16 protein-coding genes are annotated in these 14,505 nt (G+C 74.7%); 7 read left to right on the top strand and 9 right to left on the bottom strand.

From position 1 onward, the window contains the following. Position 1: 1 nt before the first annotated feature. The 3 genes from gltC to HWY08_RS03345 are packed head-to-tail and all read right to left on the bottom strand — an operon-like array spanning position 2 to position 3,346. Positions 2–1,792 carry an adventurous gliding motility protein GltC gene (gene gltC, locus HWY08_RS03355; protein ID WP_235969432.1) on the bottom strand — a complete coding sequence of 597 codons (1,791 nt, stop codon included), beginning with the start codon at positions 1,790–1,792 and terminating at the stop codon, positions 2–4. 13 nt (positions 1,793–1,805) lie between these two features. Next, positions 1,806–2,534: an outer membrane beta-barrel domain-containing protein gene (locus HWY08_RS03350; protein ID WP_176062956.1), complete on the bottom strand. Its 729-nt coding sequence runs from the start codon at positions 2,532–2,534 to the stop codon at positions 1,806–1,808. Then, positions 2,531–3,346, bottom strand: a complete 816-nt coding sequence (locus HWY08_RS03345; RefSeq protein ID WP_235969431.1) for an outer membrane beta-barrel domain-containing protein — start codon at positions 3,344–3,346, stop codon at positions 2,531–2,533. The genes HWY08_RS03350 and HWY08_RS03345 overlap by 4 nt, the downstream gene beginning before the upstream one ends. Positions 3,347–3,504: 158 nt before the next feature. Here HWY08_RS03345 and cglC point away from each other — a divergent pair, with 158 nt between their 5' ends. After that, on the top strand, positions 3,505–3,900 hold the full coding sequence (cglC, locus tag HWY08_RS03340; RefSeq protein ID WP_176062954.1) for an adventurous gliding motility lipoprotein CglC: 396 nt from the start codon (positions 3,505–3,507) through the stop codon (positions 3,898–3,900). 26 nt (positions 3,901–3,926) lie between these two features. Then, entirely contained in the window at positions 3,927–4,388 is a 462-nt protein-coding gene (locus HWY08_RS03335; protein ID WP_235969430.1) for a DUF192 domain-containing protein, read from the top strand. On the opposite strand, the gene HWY08_RS03330 is transcribed toward HWY08_RS03335, so the two are convergent. Then, entirely contained in the window at positions 4,385–4,756 is a 372-nt protein-coding gene (locus tag HWY08_RS03330) for a TIGR02266 family protein (RefSeq protein ID WP_176062950.1), read from the bottom strand. The genes HWY08_RS03335 and HWY08_RS03330 overlap by 4 nt on opposite strands. Positions 4,757–4,785: 29 nt before the next feature. On the opposite strand from HWY08_RS03330, the gene HWY08_RS03325 reads away from it, so the two are divergent. Beyond that, positions 4,786–7,116, top strand: a complete 2,331-nt coding sequence (locus HWY08_RS03325; protein WP_176062948.1) for a type VI secretion system protein — start codon at positions 4,786–4,788, stop codon at positions 7,114–7,116. Between the two features lie 28 nt (positions 7,117–7,144). Here the strand turns inward: HWY08_RS03325 and HWY08_RS03320 are convergent, their stop codons facing one another. Next, positions 7,145–7,600: an AAA family ATPase gene (locus HWY08_RS03320; protein WP_176062946.1), complete on the bottom strand. Its 456-nt coding sequence runs from the start codon at positions 7,598–7,600 to the stop codon at positions 7,145–7,147. A gap of 99 nt (positions 7,601–7,699) precedes the next feature. Beyond that, entirely contained in the window at positions 7,700–8,197 is a 498-nt protein-coding gene (locus tag HWY08_RS03315; RefSeq protein WP_176062944.1) for a peptidoglycan-binding domain-containing protein, read from the bottom strand. 142 nt (positions 8,198–8,339) lie between these two features. Between HWY08_RS03315 and HWY08_RS03310 the strand changes: the two genes are divergently transcribed. Further along, positions 8,340–8,801: a nuclear transport factor 2 family protein gene (locus tag HWY08_RS03310; RefSeq protein WP_176062942.1), complete on the top strand. Its 462-nt coding sequence runs from the start codon at positions 8,340–8,342 to the stop codon at positions 8,799–8,801. Between the two features lie 31 nt (positions 8,802–8,832). Here the strand turns inward: HWY08_RS03310 and HWY08_RS03305 are convergent, their stop codons facing one another. Further along, the gene (locus HWY08_RS03305) at positions 8,833–9,801 is read right to left on the bottom strand and encodes a homoserine kinase (RefSeq protein WP_176062940.1); all 969 of its coding nucleotides are present in this window, start codon (positions 9,799–9,801) and stop codon (positions 8,833–8,835) included. Between the two features lie 108 nt (positions 9,802–9,909). On the opposite strand from HWY08_RS03305, the gene HWY08_RS03300 reads away from it, so the two are divergent. The 3 genes from HWY08_RS03300 to HWY08_RS03290 all read left to right on the top strand — a co-directional run bounded on the left by HWY08_RS03300 (position 9,910) and on the right by HWY08_RS03290 (position 12,869). Next, complete coding sequence (locus HWY08_RS03300) at positions 9,910–10,734, top strand: tetratricopeptide repeat protein (RefSeq protein ID WP_176062938.1); 825 nt, start codon at positions 9,910–9,912, stop codon at positions 10,732–10,734. A 55-nt stretch (positions 10,735–10,789) separates the two neighbouring features. After that, positions 10,790–12,436 carry a sigma 54-interacting transcriptional regulator gene (locus HWY08_RS03295; protein ID WP_176062936.1) on the top strand — a complete coding sequence of 549 codons (1,647 nt, stop codon included), beginning with the start codon at positions 10,790–10,792 and terminating at the stop codon, positions 12,434–12,436. 64 nt (positions 12,437–12,500) lie between these two features. Beyond that, on the top strand, positions 12,501–12,869 hold the full coding sequence (locus HWY08_RS03290) for a GFA family protein (RefSeq protein ID WP_176062934.1): 369 nt from the start codon (positions 12,501–12,503) through the stop codon (positions 12,867–12,869). A gap of 21 nt (positions 12,870–12,890) precedes the next feature. On the opposite strand, the gene ybgF is transcribed toward HWY08_RS03290, so the two are convergent. Together ybgF and HWY08_RS03280 are read right to left on the bottom strand one after the other, a co-directional pair. Further along, the gene (gene ybgF, locus HWY08_RS03285; RefSeq protein WP_235969429.1) at positions 12,891–13,748 is read right to left on the bottom strand and encodes a tol-pal system protein YbgF; all 858 of its coding nucleotides are present in this window, start codon (positions 13,746–13,748) and stop codon (positions 12,891–12,893) included. Next, positions 13,745–14,491 carry an OmpA family protein gene (locus HWY08_RS03280; RefSeq protein ID WP_176062932.1) on the bottom strand — a complete coding sequence of 249 codons (747 nt, stop codon included), beginning with the start codon at positions 14,489–14,491 and terminating at the stop codon, positions 13,745–13,747. The genes ybgF and HWY08_RS03280 overlap by 4 nt, the downstream gene beginning before the upstream one ends. Positions 14,492–14,505 lie beyond the last annotated feature (14 nt).

Here is a 14,505-nt window from a genome sequence, read left to right as displayed (position 1 = left end):
GCTAGCGCGCCTCGCGCGCGGCGACGTCGCGGCACCCCTTCGTGAGGGTGTACGTGTACGTGCCGAGCTCGTCGCGCCAGAACTCGCCGTCATACGGCCAGTACAGGTGCTCGTCCGAGACGGCGGTGGAGTAGCGGTAGTCCTTCAGGACGTCCACCGGGCCGCCGCGGGTCAGCGCCCCCTCGAGCGCCTGGCGCTCCTGGCGCGAGACCTCGATCTTGATGCGGAGCGCCTGCTGCAGCAGGTCCTTCAGGGCGTCGCGCTCGTACTCGAGCTTGGCGCGGGCGCGGGCGCCGGCCTCGTCCACCAGCCGGCCGCGCTCGGCCTCGAGCTGGGCGCGGAGGTCCTTCGCCAGCGACGAGCCGCGGAACGCCTCGCGGCGGCCGCCCAGCCCGCGGTCCATCTCACCCTCGACCTCGAGGATGGTGTCGTGGAGCCGCTTCACGTCGCGGTCGGTGAGGGCGAGCTTCAGGATGCGGCGCAGCTGGGCGGAGCCCTGGGCGCGCCCCCGCTCGGCGTCCTCGAGCAGATCGTAGAAGGCCGCGGGCTGGCTGCGCTGGCCGGTGATCCGGTCGAGCTCGGCCAGGAGACCCTCGTACCCACCGTGGAACTCGTCGAGGATCGCGCGCGCCTCGGGGTAGCGGCAGTTCTCGTAGTAGATGATGGCCTTCAGGATCCAGGACTCGGGGAACCAGGCGTCGCGGAAGTAGGGCGACTGGAGCGTGAGGAGGTTGCCGAGCGCCTTCTCGTAGTCGCCGATGCGGTAGTGCGCGTAGGAGGCCTCCCACAGCCCCTCGAGCCAGCTGTCGCCGCCCCACGGCATCTTGTCGTAGTAGAAGATCGCGTAGCGGTTCTGCTTGTGCTCGTAGTGGATGCGGGCGAGCTGCAGGAACGCCTGCTCGCGGACGCGGGGGTCGGGGGCGCGGCCGCGCTTCGGGTTCGTGAGCCGCACCACCTCCTTGAACGACTCCACCGCCGACTGGCCGTTCCCCTCGGCGTACTGGACGAGCCCGTCCAGGAAGCGGGCGCGCGCGTACAGGTCGGCCTCGTCGAGGCGCGGCTCGTCGCCGGCCGGGTGCGCGGGCGGCCGCGCTCCCGCCTCGGGCCGCACCTGCACCGTGAGGCGGCGCACCTCGTCGTACGCCTTCTTCGCCTCGGCCGGGCGGCCGGCCTCGTCGAGCGCGTGGCCGCGCTCGTAGGAGTACCGCGCGAGGAGGTACGTGAAGGCGTCCTGCGAGGAGGGCGGGAACGCGCCGTTCGCGTAGCGGGCCACCTCGTTGACGATGACGTCCTCGTTGACGGTCTTCTTGCCCACCTGGAACAGCCACTCGAGCGCGTTGTGGAAGTACTTCGTGCCCTGGGGGCCGCGCTGGAGGATGAGGTCGAGCTGCGCCAGCGAGGAGTGGTACAGCCCAAGCCGGTACAGGCTCTTCGCGAGCTGGTAGCGCGCCTCGTCGTGCGCCTCGGAGAGCGCCGGGTCGCGGAGGATGGCGTCGTAGGCGAGCGCGGCGGTGTCGAAGTCGCCGCGCTGGAACACCTGGTTCGCCGCCGCCATCCGGCGCGGCGCCTCGCCCTTCTTCGCCCCGGCTGCGCCGATGTCGAGCTCGGGGAGCGTGGTGGGCGCCGGCGGGCGCTTCGCCTCGGGCGCCTTCTTCGGCTGGGCCTTCTTGTCCTGCGCCTTCTTCTCGTCCGGGACGAGGTCCATCCCGAGCTGCGCCGAGGCGGGCAGCGCGCCGGCGAGGACGGCGGCGGCGGCGGCGAGGGCGAGCGAGCGGAGCAGATGCGGTGTCATGGGCCTCACCCGTTCACGTGTCGTCGCGATGGACGACCGGGACGAAGAAGGAGAGCCCGGCCTCGGCCATGAGCTGGGTCTGGAGGTTGCCCGAGGAGAGGTGCGGGACCGAGTAGATGACGTCCTTGATCTCGAGCCGGAGCGCCATGAAGCGCGCGAAGAAGACGCGCGCGCCGAGGCCCACGTGGCCGCCGGGAGAGGTGGCGTTGCCGGGCACCTGCCCGCTGTTGGCGTCCGCGGGCTTCAGCACGTCGCGGTAGCTGACGAGGTCCGCGCCCGCCAGGAGCGAGAGGTCGAAGTGGAGCGCCTTCTCCGCGAAGACGTTGAGCTTGCCGTAGATGGGCGAGAACTCGAGCTCGAGGCCGGTGATCCACTTGATGTCGCCGGGCACCTGGTACAGCTGCGCGGCGCTGGCGGAGGTGCAGGTCTTGTTGAGCGGGCAGATGGAGGTCGAGCCGGTGGGGCTGGACGTGCCGGCGGAGCCCGTCAGCCCGAGCGCGAAGTAGTCGTTGAAGTGGTAGGCGAGCTTCGCCCCGCCCTGGTACTTCGAGAAGAAGGCGTCGTCGACCGAGAGCGCGCCCAGCGCGGTCAGCTCGAGCTTCCCGCCCTTCTGGTAGAGCTGCCCCGAGACCGGCTTCACCTTGTTCTCGAAGGCGTCGGCGGCGCTGGCGCGGGCCGCGCGCGGGGCGAGGGCGGCGAGCGCGACGGCGCACGCGAGGGCGGTGGCGGCGCGCGAGGTCATGGGTAGACGTACTCGAAGGTGAAGGGCCAGAAGATGGACACGCCGAGCTGCGCGGCCACCACCTTCTGGACCGTGCTCGGCGCCTGGGTCACCGGCTGGTCCGGGTAGAGCGTCGCGATGAGCCCGCCGTCGATGGCGAGCCAGCTCTTCGGGTAGAAGCGGATGCCGCCGCCGAAGTCGGTGGCGATGTGCGGCCCCTCCTTGCGCGGCGCCGAGCTGGTGGCGCTCCAGACCCCGCCGAAGCCGGCCAGGAGGTAGACGTCGAAGTGGACGATGGAGGAGCCGAGCCAGGCCACCTTGCCGTACACCGGCGACCAGATGCCGTCGAGCATGAGCTGCCCGTTGAGCTCGCTCTGGAGCAGCTGGCTCGAGAAGGCCGCCTTGGCCTCCCGCACGTGGTTCGAGCGCAGCTGGGTGTAGTAGGCGCCGCGCAGCGCGAGCGCGAAGCTGTCCTCGAAGTTGTAGGCGAGCTTCCCGCCGAACCCGACCTTCTCGTAGAAGGCGTCGTTGACGGTGGCCGGGAAGGCGAGGCCGAGCTCCAGCCGGTGCGCCTTCATGAAGCCCTTGCGCTGCACCGCCTTCACGCGGTCGCCCAGCGCCACGTCGCTCTCGCCGGCCGCCAGCGGCACGACGGGTTCGCTCTTCCTCGCCCGGGCCGCCTCGTCCGCGGGGCGCGCGCTCTCCGGCTGCGGCTGCGAGAGATCGAGGCCCGGCGGCTCTTGCGCCTGCCCCAGGGCTGCGAGCGGGGCGAGCAGGAGGGCGAGGAAGGTGTATGTATGTCTTGGTAGATCCAAGGGTATCCCGCCGGTCAAGCCACGGGTCGCATGCTAGTACGAGTTCCCGGGACGGGCAACGGAAGGTCCCCTTGGCAAGGGACTGGACGCGCGCCGCGGCGTGGGGTCGTTGCGCACATCTCGCGCACCGGCGCTCCCTTGCTGGTGCCGGTTTCGCGTGCTAACCCTTCGCCGCGATGCGCACCGTCGCCACGGCCGCTGCCGCCCTCGCCCTCGCCCTCGCCGGTTGCCAGGCGCCCGACGTGGGCTCCCACTGCGACTTCTCCTTGCAGCTCCCCGCGACGCTCGCCGGCGACTACCTCGAGTCCGGCAACACGCAGTGTGACAACCTCGTCTGCATCGCCTCCTCCGCGCCGCTCGCGGGGAAGGCGAAGAACAACCCGTACTGCTCGAAGCCCTGCGTGGGCGACGCGGACTGCTCGCCCTCGGACACCGGCCTCGTCTGCCGGGCCGTCGTGCTCGACGACGCGTTCCTCGCCACGCTGACCGACCAGCAGAAGGCCACGTACCTCGGCGGCGCCAGCTCGGGCGCCGGCTCCTTCTCCAAGTACTGCGCCGTCCCGCTGCAGTGAGCTTCACCCCCGCAGGCGCGGCCGCGGTGGGGCTCGCCCTCGCCCTCGCGGCCTGCCGCGCGCCCGGCCCGCCCGCCGGGCGCGGCGCCGACGCCGCCTCCGCCCCGCCCCGCGTGCTCATCGAGAGCCCCTCCGGCCGGGTGAGCGCGGTCGCGGTCGAGCTGGCCCGCGGCGAGGCCCAGCTCGCCCGCGGGCTCATGTTCCGCGAGCGGCTCGGACCGGACGAGGGCATGCTGTTCGTGTTCCCCGACACGGCCGTCCACGCGTTCTGGATGAAGAACACGCTCATCCCGCTCGACATGATCTTCATCGACGAGGGGAAGACCGTGGTCGGGATCGTGGAGCGCGCCGAGCCGCACTCCACCGCGCCGCGGACGCCCGGCCGGCCGAGCCGCTACGTGCTGGAGGTGAACGGCGGCTGGAGCGCGGCCCACGGCGTCGCGGCGGGCGACCGCGTCACCTTCGAGGGCGACGCGGCGCGGGATTAGCCGCGCTCGGGCTTGAGCAGCTCGGCCGCCACCTGCGGGCCGAGGCTGCCGACCATGAGCCGCTCCACGCTCGCCTCGAACGCCAGCCGCGCCGTCTGATCCTGCCAGACGAAGCGGATGGCCATCCCGGGCTCGTCGCCGGGCTCGTCGGCCCGCACCACCTCGCCCTCGATCTCGAACGGCTCCGGGCGGGACGGCACCTGCAGCTTGAACAGGAAGCGCGTGCCGGCCGGCAGCGGCTTCTTCGTCTTGATGAACGTGCCGCCCTTCGAGATGTTCTTCGTGTACTCGGCGAAGAAGCTGTTGAGGCGCTTGTAGCCGACCTCGAGCTCGATCGGAGCGCGCGGGTGCTGGCGGTGTTCCGTCATCGCGCGGCATGGTATCGCAGGTCCCGGGCATGAACGAGGGGCGCACCGCCGACCACATCGCCTCCCTGCTCCACGCGCGGTGGGTGTGGGCGGCGGCGGCCGCGCTGACCCTCCTCGGGGCGGCGGGGGGCGCCCTCCCCCTGCTCGAGGTGCCCGGGTTCGAGCTGGGGCTCGCGGCGGCGCTCCTCTCGGCCCTCCTCGTCGGGCCGGCGCTCGGGATCGCGGCGGCGCGGCGGGCCCTGGCGGCCGCCGCCGCGCGCCGCGGCGGGGCCGGGTTCGCCCCGGGGGCGGCGCCGCGCGCCCCGATCCTCCGCCCCTTCGCCGCCGCTGCGATGGTCCTCCTCGGGCTCCAGGCGCTCCTCTTCTCGGCCTCGGCCGCCCGCGCGGCGCTCGCCACCCCGTGCCGGCCGCTCGCCGGCGCCGCGCTGTTCGCGCTGGTGGCCGCCCCCTCGGCCCTGCTCGCCGCGGCGCTCGGCGTCGCGTGCGGGCTGGCCGCGGCCGGCCGCCGCCGCCGCGCGGCCCTCCTCTACGCGCTCGTCGCGGCGGCCTCGCTCCTCGGCACGCTCGCCGCCGGGTACTTCGGCCCCTCCGCCTCCGCGCTCGACCACCTCCTCGGCGTCTGGCCCGGCCCGCTCTACGACGAGGCGCTGGCGGTGGACCGCCGGCTCCTGCTCTTCCGGGCCGGCACCCTGGCCTGGACCTGCGCCGCGCTCGCGGCGGGGGCGCTCTGGCAGGCGCAGCGCGACCCCCGCCGCCGCGCCTGGGCCGCCCTCGCGCTGGCGCTCGCGGCGCTGGCGGCCCTCGGCGCGCGCGCGCTCGGCGGCGGCACCGCCACGCGGGCGGAGCTGGCGGGCGCGCTGGGCGCGGTGCGGGAGGGCGCGCGCTGCACGGTCCACCTGCCGCGCGAGAAGAGCGCCGAGGAGGCCGAGCGGCTCCTGCTCGACTGCGAGTACGACGCGGCCGCGGTGGCGCGCGCGCTCGGGCTCGCGCGGGCGCCGCGCGCCACGGTCTGGCTGTACCGGAGCGCCGAGGAGAAGCGGCGGCTCGTCGGGGCCGGTCACACCAGCTTCACGAAGCCGTGGCTGGCGGAGATCCACGTCCACGACCAGGGCGTGCCGCACCCGGTGCTCCGGCACGAGCTCGTGCACGCGCTCGCCAGCGCCGCCGCGCCGGGGCTGCTCGGCGTGCCGGCGCGGAAGCTGCTCCTCGTCGACGCCGGGCTCACCGAGGGGCTGGCGGTGGCGGTGGAGGTGCCGGCGGGCCCGTTCGACGTCCACGCCTGGACCCGCGCCCTGCGCGACCAGGGCCGGCTGCCGCCGCTCGCGTCGCTGCTCGGCCCGGCCGGCTTCTGGAGCGCCGCGCCGGCCCGGGCGTACACCGCCGCCGGGAGCTTCCTCCGCTTCCTGCTCGATCGCTACGGGTCGGCCGCGGTGCTGGCGGCCTACGCGGAGGACGACGTGCCGCGCGCCCTGGGCCGCTCGCTGCCGGCGCTCGAGGCCGAGTGGCAGGCGTTCCTCGACGGGGTGAGCGTGCCGCCCGCGCTCGCGGCCCAGGCCGAGGCGCGGTTCGAGCGCGGCAGCCTCTTCTCCCGCGTCTGCGCCCGCGAGGTGGCGGACCTGGAGGTCGAGGCGGCGCGCGACGCCGCCCGCGGCCGCGCCGCCGCGGCCGAGCGGCTCCTGCGCCGCGCCTCCTCGCTCTCGGGCGGGGATCCGGCCTGGCTGCGCGGGGCCGCCGAGGCGTGGCGCGCCGCCGGCGAGCCGGCGCGCGCGGAGGCGCTGCTCGCGGAGGCGCTCGGCCGCGCCGAGGCGGCGGGCGGCCGGAGCGCGCTGCGCGCCTCGCTGCTCGAGCAGCTCGGCGACCTGCGCCTCGGGGCGGGGGACGGCGCGGCGGCGGCGGCCCGCTACCGGGCGGCGCGCGCGCTCGCCCACCCCGCGGGCGCCGAGGCGCGCGCCCTCGACGCGAAGCTGGCGGCGGCCCGCGACGCGCCGCTGGCGCAGGCGGTGACGCCGTGGCTCCTGGGCGGCCCCGGCGCCCCCGGCGCGGTGGCGCGCCTCGCCGGGAGCGACGCGCCGCTGGCGCGGTACCTGCTCGCGCGCGCCCGGCTGGCGGGCGGCGCGCCGGAGCTGGCGATCGAGGCGCTGCGCCGGCTCGATCCCGGCGCGCTGCCGGGCCCCGAGCTCGAGGAGGAGGCCCGGCGCCTGGCGGCCGAGGCGCTCTGCCGGGCCGGTCAGGCCGAGGCCGGGATCGCCGCCTTCCGCGCGCTGGCCCGCGCCGCGCCGCCGGCGTCCGCGCTCCGCGCGCAGGCGGAGGACGCCGCGGCGCGCTGCGCCTTCGAGCGGGACGCGCGCGGCGCGCGGTGAGGCGTCCGCGGGCGCGCCGCGGCGCGCGCTACCCGTGGCGCAGCCGGTCGATGGCCGCCTTGGGGTTCTTCACGCCGTTCTTGAGCAGCCACCAGGTGACCTTCATCCCGCCCTGCGCCAGCACGCTCAGGTAGCCGTGCGACAGGAGCTGGCCGGTCGGCGCGTCGATCTTGACCCTGGCCTTGAGCGCCGGATCCTTCTCCAGCACCAGCTTGAAGAACTCGACCCCGAACTCGCCCACGTCGTCGCTGGGGAGCGAGGTGATGCGCTTCACGGCGCCGTCGGGGAGGTGGAGCGTGAAGTCGGGGTTCACGGCCGGTCCCTCGTGGACCTGCGCCTTCCCGCCCTCGACCTTGAAGTGCGCCGGCCCGCCGTCGAGCTGCAGCGCGACCTCCGCCGCGTCGTGGAGCGGGCGCGTGGCCTTGCGCGCCGCCGCCGACGTCTCGAAGAACTTCTTCAGGGCCTCGTAGCTCGCGGTCGACATGCGGCCGGAATGTAGAGAGCGGGGGCCGGCCTGACAAGCGCCGCCGCGCCGCCCTCCCCATCCCGCCCCCGCAGCCTGCTCGCCCCTCGCCCGGGGCGGTCACTTGTCCGTGTCGTCCCCGTCGCGGCTGGGGTGGCTCGAGTCGGGCTGCCCCGAGTTCGCCGGATCGTACGGGCTGACCCCGGGCGTCTGACCGGTGCCGGCGCCCGTCCCCTCCTCGGTCGCGGGGCCGCTGGCCGGGGCCGCCGCGCGGCCGCCCGGCGGCGTCACCTCGCGCGGGTCGAGGCCGAGCGCGTCCAGCGTGGGCCGATCGAGGGCGGCGGTGGCCGGCAGGCCGCGCGCGCGCTGGAAGTCGCCCAGCGCCGTCTGGGTCCGATCGTCGAAGTTGCCGGTCGGGTCCACCGCGAAGCCGCGGTCGATGAGCGACCGCTGGACGAGCCGCACCTGCTCGGGCGAGAGCTGGGAGGGCGAGATCGCCGCACCCGAGGAGGCGGCGCGGGCGGTGTCCGCGCCGCTGGACGTGTCTCCCGAGTAGGTGGCCGCCCGGTTCGTGCAGGCGACGGCCGCCAGGGCGATGAGGCTGAGTGCGCGCTTCATGAGTTCCCCCCGCGTCGGGTGGTGAGGGCGAAATCTGCCCACCGCCGGCCCGCCTCGCGAGCCCCGGGCGGCGCGCCGGCCGGGCACCGGCCGGGCCACGCCGCAGTTGACGCGCGCAGGCCGGGCGCGCTTTAAACGCGGCATGCGCTCCCTCGCCGCGACCCTGGCCGTCCTCGCGCTCGCCTGCGGGGCCCACCGCATCCCCGGCACCACCATCGACGACACGCCCGACACGCGCGCGATCGTGGCGACCATCGAGGCCTACCGCCAGGCGGCGGAGCGGCGCGACGCCCCGGCGGTGCTGGCGCTCGCCTCCAGCCAGTACTTCGACGACGCCGGCACCCCCGACCCCGCCGACGACATCGACTACCCGCAGCTCGTGAAGCGCCTCACCGCCGACTACGCGAAGATCACCGCGCTGCGGCTCGACATCGGCGTCCGCCGGGTCGAGGTGAAGGGCGACCGCGCGGCGGCCTACGTCTTCTACGACGAGCACTTCCGGATCCAGACCCGGACCGGCGAGGTGGCGAAGTCCGCCAGCGACACCCAGCGCATGCAGCTCGTCCGCGAGGACGGGCAGTGGAAGTTCGTCAGCGGGTTGTAGCAGCCTCCTTCGGCTGCCCCTACGCTCGCCGCTACAGGCCCAGGAGCGCGCGGAAGGCGGGCTCGCCGAGCGCGCGCAGCGCCGCCAGGCGGTCCCGGTAGCGCGTCCAGTCCTTCCAGGCCAGCCGGTCGGCCGAGAGCGTCGCGCGGTGGAACGCGTGGATGCGGGAGGCGGTGTAGCGCAGCGCCACGTAGCGGGTGTGCGCGTAGAGCGCGCCGGCGGTGGCGGCGTCGAGGGGGCGCTCCGCCTGGTAGCCGGCCAGCAGTGCCCGCGCCAGCGCCGGCTCGTGCCGCTCGCCGTAGCACCACGCGTTCACGGCCACGCCGAGGTCGTAGGCGAAGGCGTCGACGCAGCTCATCTCCCAGTCGAGCAGGGCCGAGACCCGCTCGCCCACCCACAGCACGTTGTCGAGGAACAGGTCGCCGTGGACCAGGCCGGCCGGGCCGGGCGGCAGGGTGCGCGCGTGCGCCAGCTCGTCGAGCAGCATGGGCATGGCGGCCGCGACCAGGGGGTCGCCGTCGCCCTCCGGCCCCAGCTCGCGCAGCCAGGCGTCCACCCGCGCCCAGCGGTACGGGTTCGGCCGCGCCGGCGCGAAGCGCGGCGCCAGCGCGTGCAGGCGCCCGAGCTCTGCGCCGATGCGCTCGCAGCGGGCGGGCGTCACGTCGGCGCGCTCCAGCTCCTCGCCCTCCGCGAAGGCGAACAGCATGGCCGGCCGGCCGGCGACCTCGGTCTGCGCCGCGCCGTCGCGGGTGAGCACGAGCGGCGCCCCCGGGAAGCCCTCCCGCGCCAGGAAGCGCAGCACCTCCGCCTCGAACGCCACGTCCTCGACGGTCTTCCCCTCGTTGAGCCGCAGGAACCAGCGCCGCCCGCCCGACCACAGGTGGTAGTTCGTGTTGACGCTCCCCTTCGGCTCGGGCAGCGCGCGCTCCGGCGGCGGCAGGCCGTAGCGCGACAGGACCTGCGCGAGCTGCGCGTCGGAGAGGGGCGTGTAGAGGGCCATCGCGATCCGAGGTGCGGGAAGGGGGAGGAGCATGCCGATCGGCGCCCGGGCCGTCAACGCGCATGCTGCGGACCTGCGCGCCGGCCGCCGGGCGGCTAGACTCGACGCGTGAGCCGCGACCGCGATCCCACCGCCCTCTCCGACGCGCACAACGCGCGCGGCATCGAGCTGGCCGACCGCGGCTGGCTGGACGAGGCCATCAAGGAGTTCCTGAAGGCCATCGAGCTCGACCCGCGCTCCGCGCACGCGCACGACAACCTCGCCACCGTCTACTCCGAGAAGAAGCTGCACCGCGAGGCGCTCCAGGAGTACCTCACCGCGCTCGCCCTCGAGCCGGAGAGCGCCACCGCGCACTACAACCTGGCCTGCTTCCTCGCCACGCACGGGCCGGACATGGCGGTGGCCGAGTACCAGCAGGCCATCCAGCTCGACCCCGAGTACCCCGACGCGCACCTGAACCTCGGCCTGACCTGGGCCGACCAGGGGAAGCCCGAGGAGGCCAGGAAGGAGCTCGAGGTCGCCGTGGAGCTGGCCCCCGCCGATCCGTTCCCGCGCCACGAGCTGGCGGCGCTGCTCATGGACGAGGGCGACTACCGCGAGGCGATCGCGCTGCTCAAGGAGGTGGTGCGGCTCGAGCCCGACGGCTTCGAGGCGCACCTCGACCTCGGCATCTGCTACGCGCAGAAGGGGTTCTACGCCGAGGCGGAGCGCGCTTACGCCCGGGCGGGCGAGCTGTCCCCGGACGACCTGCTCCTCAACTACAACCTGGCGGCGCTGTACGCGCTGTGGGGCCGCCCCGCCCCGGCGCTGGACGCGCTGCGCCGGGCCCTCGCCACCGACGGCGGCAAGGTGCGCCAGTGGCTCGCCTCGGACCCCATGTTCGACGCGCTGAAGGGTCGGCCGGACTTCGAGGAGCTCGTGCACGGTCCGTGATCGGCGGAGCGATCGATCGCTTCACTATCCGGCTGGGCTGCGCTAACGTCGGGGGATGCCCGAGCTCGCCTTCTTCCGCCACGGCGAGGAGCTCCTGCGCGTGGCGCTCGCCGATCGCACCAGCGTGGGGCGCGCCCCCGACTGCGACGTCTGCCTCCCCGACCCCGCCCTGTCGCGGCTGCAGGCCGAGGTCGAGCGGCGCGGCGACGGCTTCGTGCTCGTCGACCGCTCCGGGCGCGGGACGCGCGTCGGCGCCGAGGTGAGGAGCGAGGCCCCGCTCACCGACGGCACCGAGATCGCGCTCGGCGCCTGGCGCGCGCTCTTCCGCGCCGGCCCCGGGGGCGACGACGGGCTCACCCGGCGCGGCGGCCTGACGGCCCTGCGGGCGGCCGGCCCGGAGCCGGCCCCGGCGGCGCGCCTGCGCATCCGCGAGCGGGCCCGCGAGCGCGTGATCGACCTCGACGGCGACCGGCTGGTGGTCGGCAAGGACCCCTCGGCCGACGTGGTGCTCGACGACCCGTTCGTCTCGGCGCGGCACCTGCGGCTGGAGCGCCGGGGGGCGCGCTGGCACCTGCGCGACCTCGGCTCCACCAACGGCACGCTGGTGGGCGGGCTGCGGGTGGCGGAGGCGGAGCTCGCGCCGGGGCTGGCGGTGGCGCTGGGGGACAGCGAGCTCGTGCTGGAGGGCGCGGCGCGGCCGCGCCCGGCGGAGGCCGCCTTCGAGGGCATGATCTCCGGGGCGCCGGCCCTGCGGCAGCTCTTCGAGCTCGTCGAGCGGGTCGCCCCCTCCGACGCGGCGGTGACCATCCTGGGCGAGACCGGCACGGGGAAGGAGCTCGTCGCGCGCGCGCTGCACCGGCTCTCGAGCCGCCGCGACCGCGCCTTCATCCCCGTCAACTGCTCCGCCATCGCCGAGTCGCTCATCGAGAGCGAGCTGTTCGGGCACGAGAAGGGCGCCTTCTCCGGCGCCGACCGGCTGCGCAAGGGCGCCTTCGAGGAGGCGGACGGCGGGACCATCTTCCTGGACGAGATCGGCGAGCTGCCCATCGACCTGCAGCCGAAGCTGCTCCGCACGCTGGAGCTGGGCGAGGTGAAGCGGGTGGGCGCCTCCCGGCCGCTCACCGTGAACGTCCGGATCGTGGCGGCCACCCACCGCGACCTGCAGGCCCAGGTCCGCGCCGGCAAGTTCCGCGAGGACCTGTACTACCGGCTGTGCGTGGTGCCGCTCACCATCCCGCCGCTGCGCGCGCGCGCGGGCGACGTGGGCCCGCTGGCGGCGCACTTCCTCGCCCGCGCGGCGCCGCGCGGGCTCCCGGTGCGCTTCTCCGACGAGGCGCTCGAGAAGCTCTCCCGCTACGAGTGGCCAGGGAACGTGCGACAGCTCAAGAACGTGGTGCAGCGGGCGCTGCTCTTCCGGGGGCAGGGCCTCGTCATCCCGCCCTCCGCCGTCACCTTCGAGGACGCGCGCGGCGCCTCGGCCGGCGCCGGCGACCACGACACCCTGTTCGTGCGCGGCCTCACCATGGAGGACCTGGAGCGCGAGGCGATCCGCCTCTCCCTGCGGCGCCACCGCGGCAAGCGCGCCGCGGTGGTGAAGGAGCTCGCCATCGCGAAGAGCACGGTGATGAAGCGCATCGCCCAGTGGAGCCTGCAGGACGAGGGGCGCGACCCGGCGCTGAGCCTGCCGGACGAGGAGGACTGACGGCGACGCGCGGGTGGAACCGGCGCCGCGGTGGGGTTAAGCCTCCGCGGCGGAGGAGGAGCTCATGAGCGAGACCACGACGTACAGCGGGGGCTGCCACTGCGGCGCGGTGCGCTACCGCGTGAAGATGAAGCTGGAGCGGGTGGCGGCGTGCAACTGCTCCATCTGCTCCAAGACCGGCACGCTGCTCGCCTTCGCCCCGGCCGCGGACTTCGAGCTCCTCGGCGGTCAGGAGGCGCTCTCGGATTACCAGTTCGGCAAGCGCAAGATCCACCACCTCTTCTGCAGCCGCTGCGGCATCCGATCCTTCGCGCGCGGCGCGCAGCCGGACGGCACGCCGATGGTGGCGGTCAACGTGCGCTGCCTCGAGGGCGTCGACGTGGCCTCGATCCCGGTGAGGCCTTTCGACGGGAAGAGCCTCCCCGTCGACTGACGGCCGCGCCTGCGCAGCCGGTCAGCGCCTCTTCGGGGCCGGCTTCTTCTTGCCGCCGGCCGCGAGGTCGTGCAGGCGCGCCTTGGCGCGCTGGGCGGCGGTCGAGCGCGGGTACCGGCTCACCACCTCCTCGAACAGGCCGCGCGCGTCGTCCTTGAGGTCGAGCGCCAGCATCGACTCGCCGGTGCGCAGGAGCGCGTCCGGGGCCTTGTCCGAGCGGGGGAAGTCCTGCGCCACCTTGCCGTACTCGAGGATGGCCTCGCGCCAGCGCTTGTCCCCGTACCACAGCTCGCCCAGGCGGAAGTGGGCGTCGGCCGCGCGGGGGTCGCTCGGCCAGCGCTTCACGAAGTCCTCGTAGAGCACGCGGGCGACCGCGCGCTCTCCCTTGGCCTCCTGGGCCTGCGCCAGGGCGAGGAACTCGCCCTTGTCGGAGGGGAGCTTGAGCTGCTCCACCTTCCGCCGGGCCTCGAGCTCGTCGAGCGCGCCGGAGCCCTTGAGGGCGGCGAAGCGCGCGTCGGTGTCGCTCTTCTGCTGCGCCAGCGCCTGATCGACGAGATCGAGGCGGTGCGCCAGCTCCTCCAGGGTCCCGGAGAGCCGGCGCACGTCCTCGACCAGGCGGTCCTGGTTCACCGCCAGGTCGGCGCCGGTCCGGTGCGCGGTGGCGTTGAGCTCGTCGAGCTTCTTCTGGACCTCGGCGATCTTCCCGTCCGCCGCGGCGATCCGGTCGCGCAGCACGGCGCGCTGCTCTTCCAGCTGCCGCGCCGAGAGCTCGCTCTCGCCCTCCAGCCTCTGGATGCGCGCCTCCATCTGCCGGCCCCGCTCGACGGGGACCCAGCAGGCGGAGGCGAGGAGGAGGGCGAGGAGCGAGGCTCGCTTCACGAGCGGTTGGCCCCACCCGGCGTCACGACGCCGCGGCGGTTCTTCGCGTAGCAGTCCTCGGTGGCCTCGCTGCACACCGGGCGCTCCTTGCCGTAGCTGACCGCCTTCACGGACTTGGCGTCGACGCCCAGGTTCACGAGGTACTTCCGGACCGACTCGGCCCGGCGCTCGCCGAGGTGGAGGTTGTACTCGGTCGTGCCGCGCTCGTCGCAGTGACCCTCGACCGAGAGCGCGACGTTGCCGGCCGCCTTCAGGCACGCCGCCATGGTGTCGAGCGTGCCGCGCGCGTCGGCGTCGAGATCGGCCTTGTTGAAAGCGAAGTGGACCGCGTGCGCCTCGCCGGTGCACGCGGCGGCCGCCTCGGCGCCCGAGGGCGCCGCCTTGGCGACGCACTTGCCGGCCTGGCAGCTCTGGTTCGCGCCGCACTGCGCGTCGCTGTCACACTCCGCCTTCGGGGCGGCGGCGATGCAGCGGCCCGCCTGGCAAGCCTTGCCGGCGCCGCAGTCGGCGTCCTGGGAGCACTCGGGGCGCGGGGCGCACTTGTTCTCCTTGCAGACGAACCCGGCCTGGCAGTCCGTGTCGGCGCCGCACTCCTGGCAGCGGCCCTGCACGCACACCTTGCCGTAGCCCTGCTGGTCCTTGCAGTCGTCGCTCGACTTGCACTCACCGTTCTGGGGCTTCGAGGGACAGCCCGCCGCGACGAGCGCGGTCATGCAAAGCGAAAGCAGGAAGATGCGATTCATTTCTTCTCCTTCGA

It is taken from the genome of Anaeromyxobacter diazotrophicus (assembly GCF_013340205.1).
GTDB classification, from domain to species: Bacteria; Myxococcota; Myxococcia; order Myxococcales; family Anaeromyxobacteraceae; genus Anaeromyxobacter_A; species Anaeromyxobacter_A diazotrophicus.
The sequence above is the reverse complement of the archived record's forward strand: the minus strand, read 5'-3'. Positions and strand labels throughout refer to the sequence as shown.

Excerpts from the sequence above, each read along its gene's own strand:
- gltC (WP_235969432.1), bottom strand. The coding sequence starts at position 1,792 with ATGACACCGCATCTGCTCCGCTCGCTCGCCCTCGCCGCCGCCGCCGCC.
- HWY08_RS03350 (WP_176062956.1), bottom strand. The coding sequence starts at position 2,534 with ATGACCTCGCGCGCCGCCACCGCCCTCGCGTGCGCCGTCGCGCTCGCC.
- cglC (WP_176062954.1), top strand. The coding sequence starts at position 3,505 with ATGCGCACCGTCGCCACGGCCGCTGCCGCCCTCGCCCTCGCCCTCGCC.
- HWY08_RS03330 (WP_176062950.1), bottom strand. The coding sequence starts at position 4,756 with ATGACGGAACACCGCCAGCACCCGCGCGCTCCGATCGAGCTCGAGGTC.
- HWY08_RS03325 (WP_176062948.1), top strand. The coding sequence starts at position 4,786 with ATGAACGAGGGGCGCACCGCCGACCACATCGCCTCCCTGCTCCACGCG.
- HWY08_RS03320 (WP_176062946.1), bottom strand. The coding sequence starts at position 7,600 with ATGTCGACCGCGAGCTACGAGGCCCTGAAGAAGTTCTTCGAGACGTCG.
- HWY08_RS03315 (WP_176062944.1), bottom strand. The coding sequence starts at position 8,197 with ATGAAGCGCGCACTCAGCCTCATCGCCCTGGCGGCCGTCGCCTGCACG.
- HWY08_RS03310 (WP_176062942.1), top strand. The coding sequence starts at position 8,340 with ATGCGCTCCCTCGCCGCGACCCTGGCCGTCCTCGCGCTCGCCTGCGGG.
- HWY08_RS03305 (WP_176062940.1), bottom strand. The coding sequence starts at position 9,801 with ATGGCCCTCTACACGCCCCTCTCCGACGCGCAGCTCGCGCAGGTCCTG.
- HWY08_RS03295 (WP_176062936.1), top strand. The coding sequence starts at position 10,790 with ATGCCCGAGCTCGCCTTCTTCCGCCACGGCGAGGAGCTCCTGCGCGTG.
- HWY08_RS03290 (WP_176062934.1), top strand. The coding sequence starts at position 12,501 with ATGAGCGAGACCACGACGTACAGCGGGGGCTGCCACTGCGGCGCGGTG.
- HWY08_RS03280 (WP_176062932.1), bottom strand. The coding sequence starts at position 14,491 with ATGAATCGCATCTTCCTGCTTTCGCTTTGCATGACCGCGCTCGTCGCG.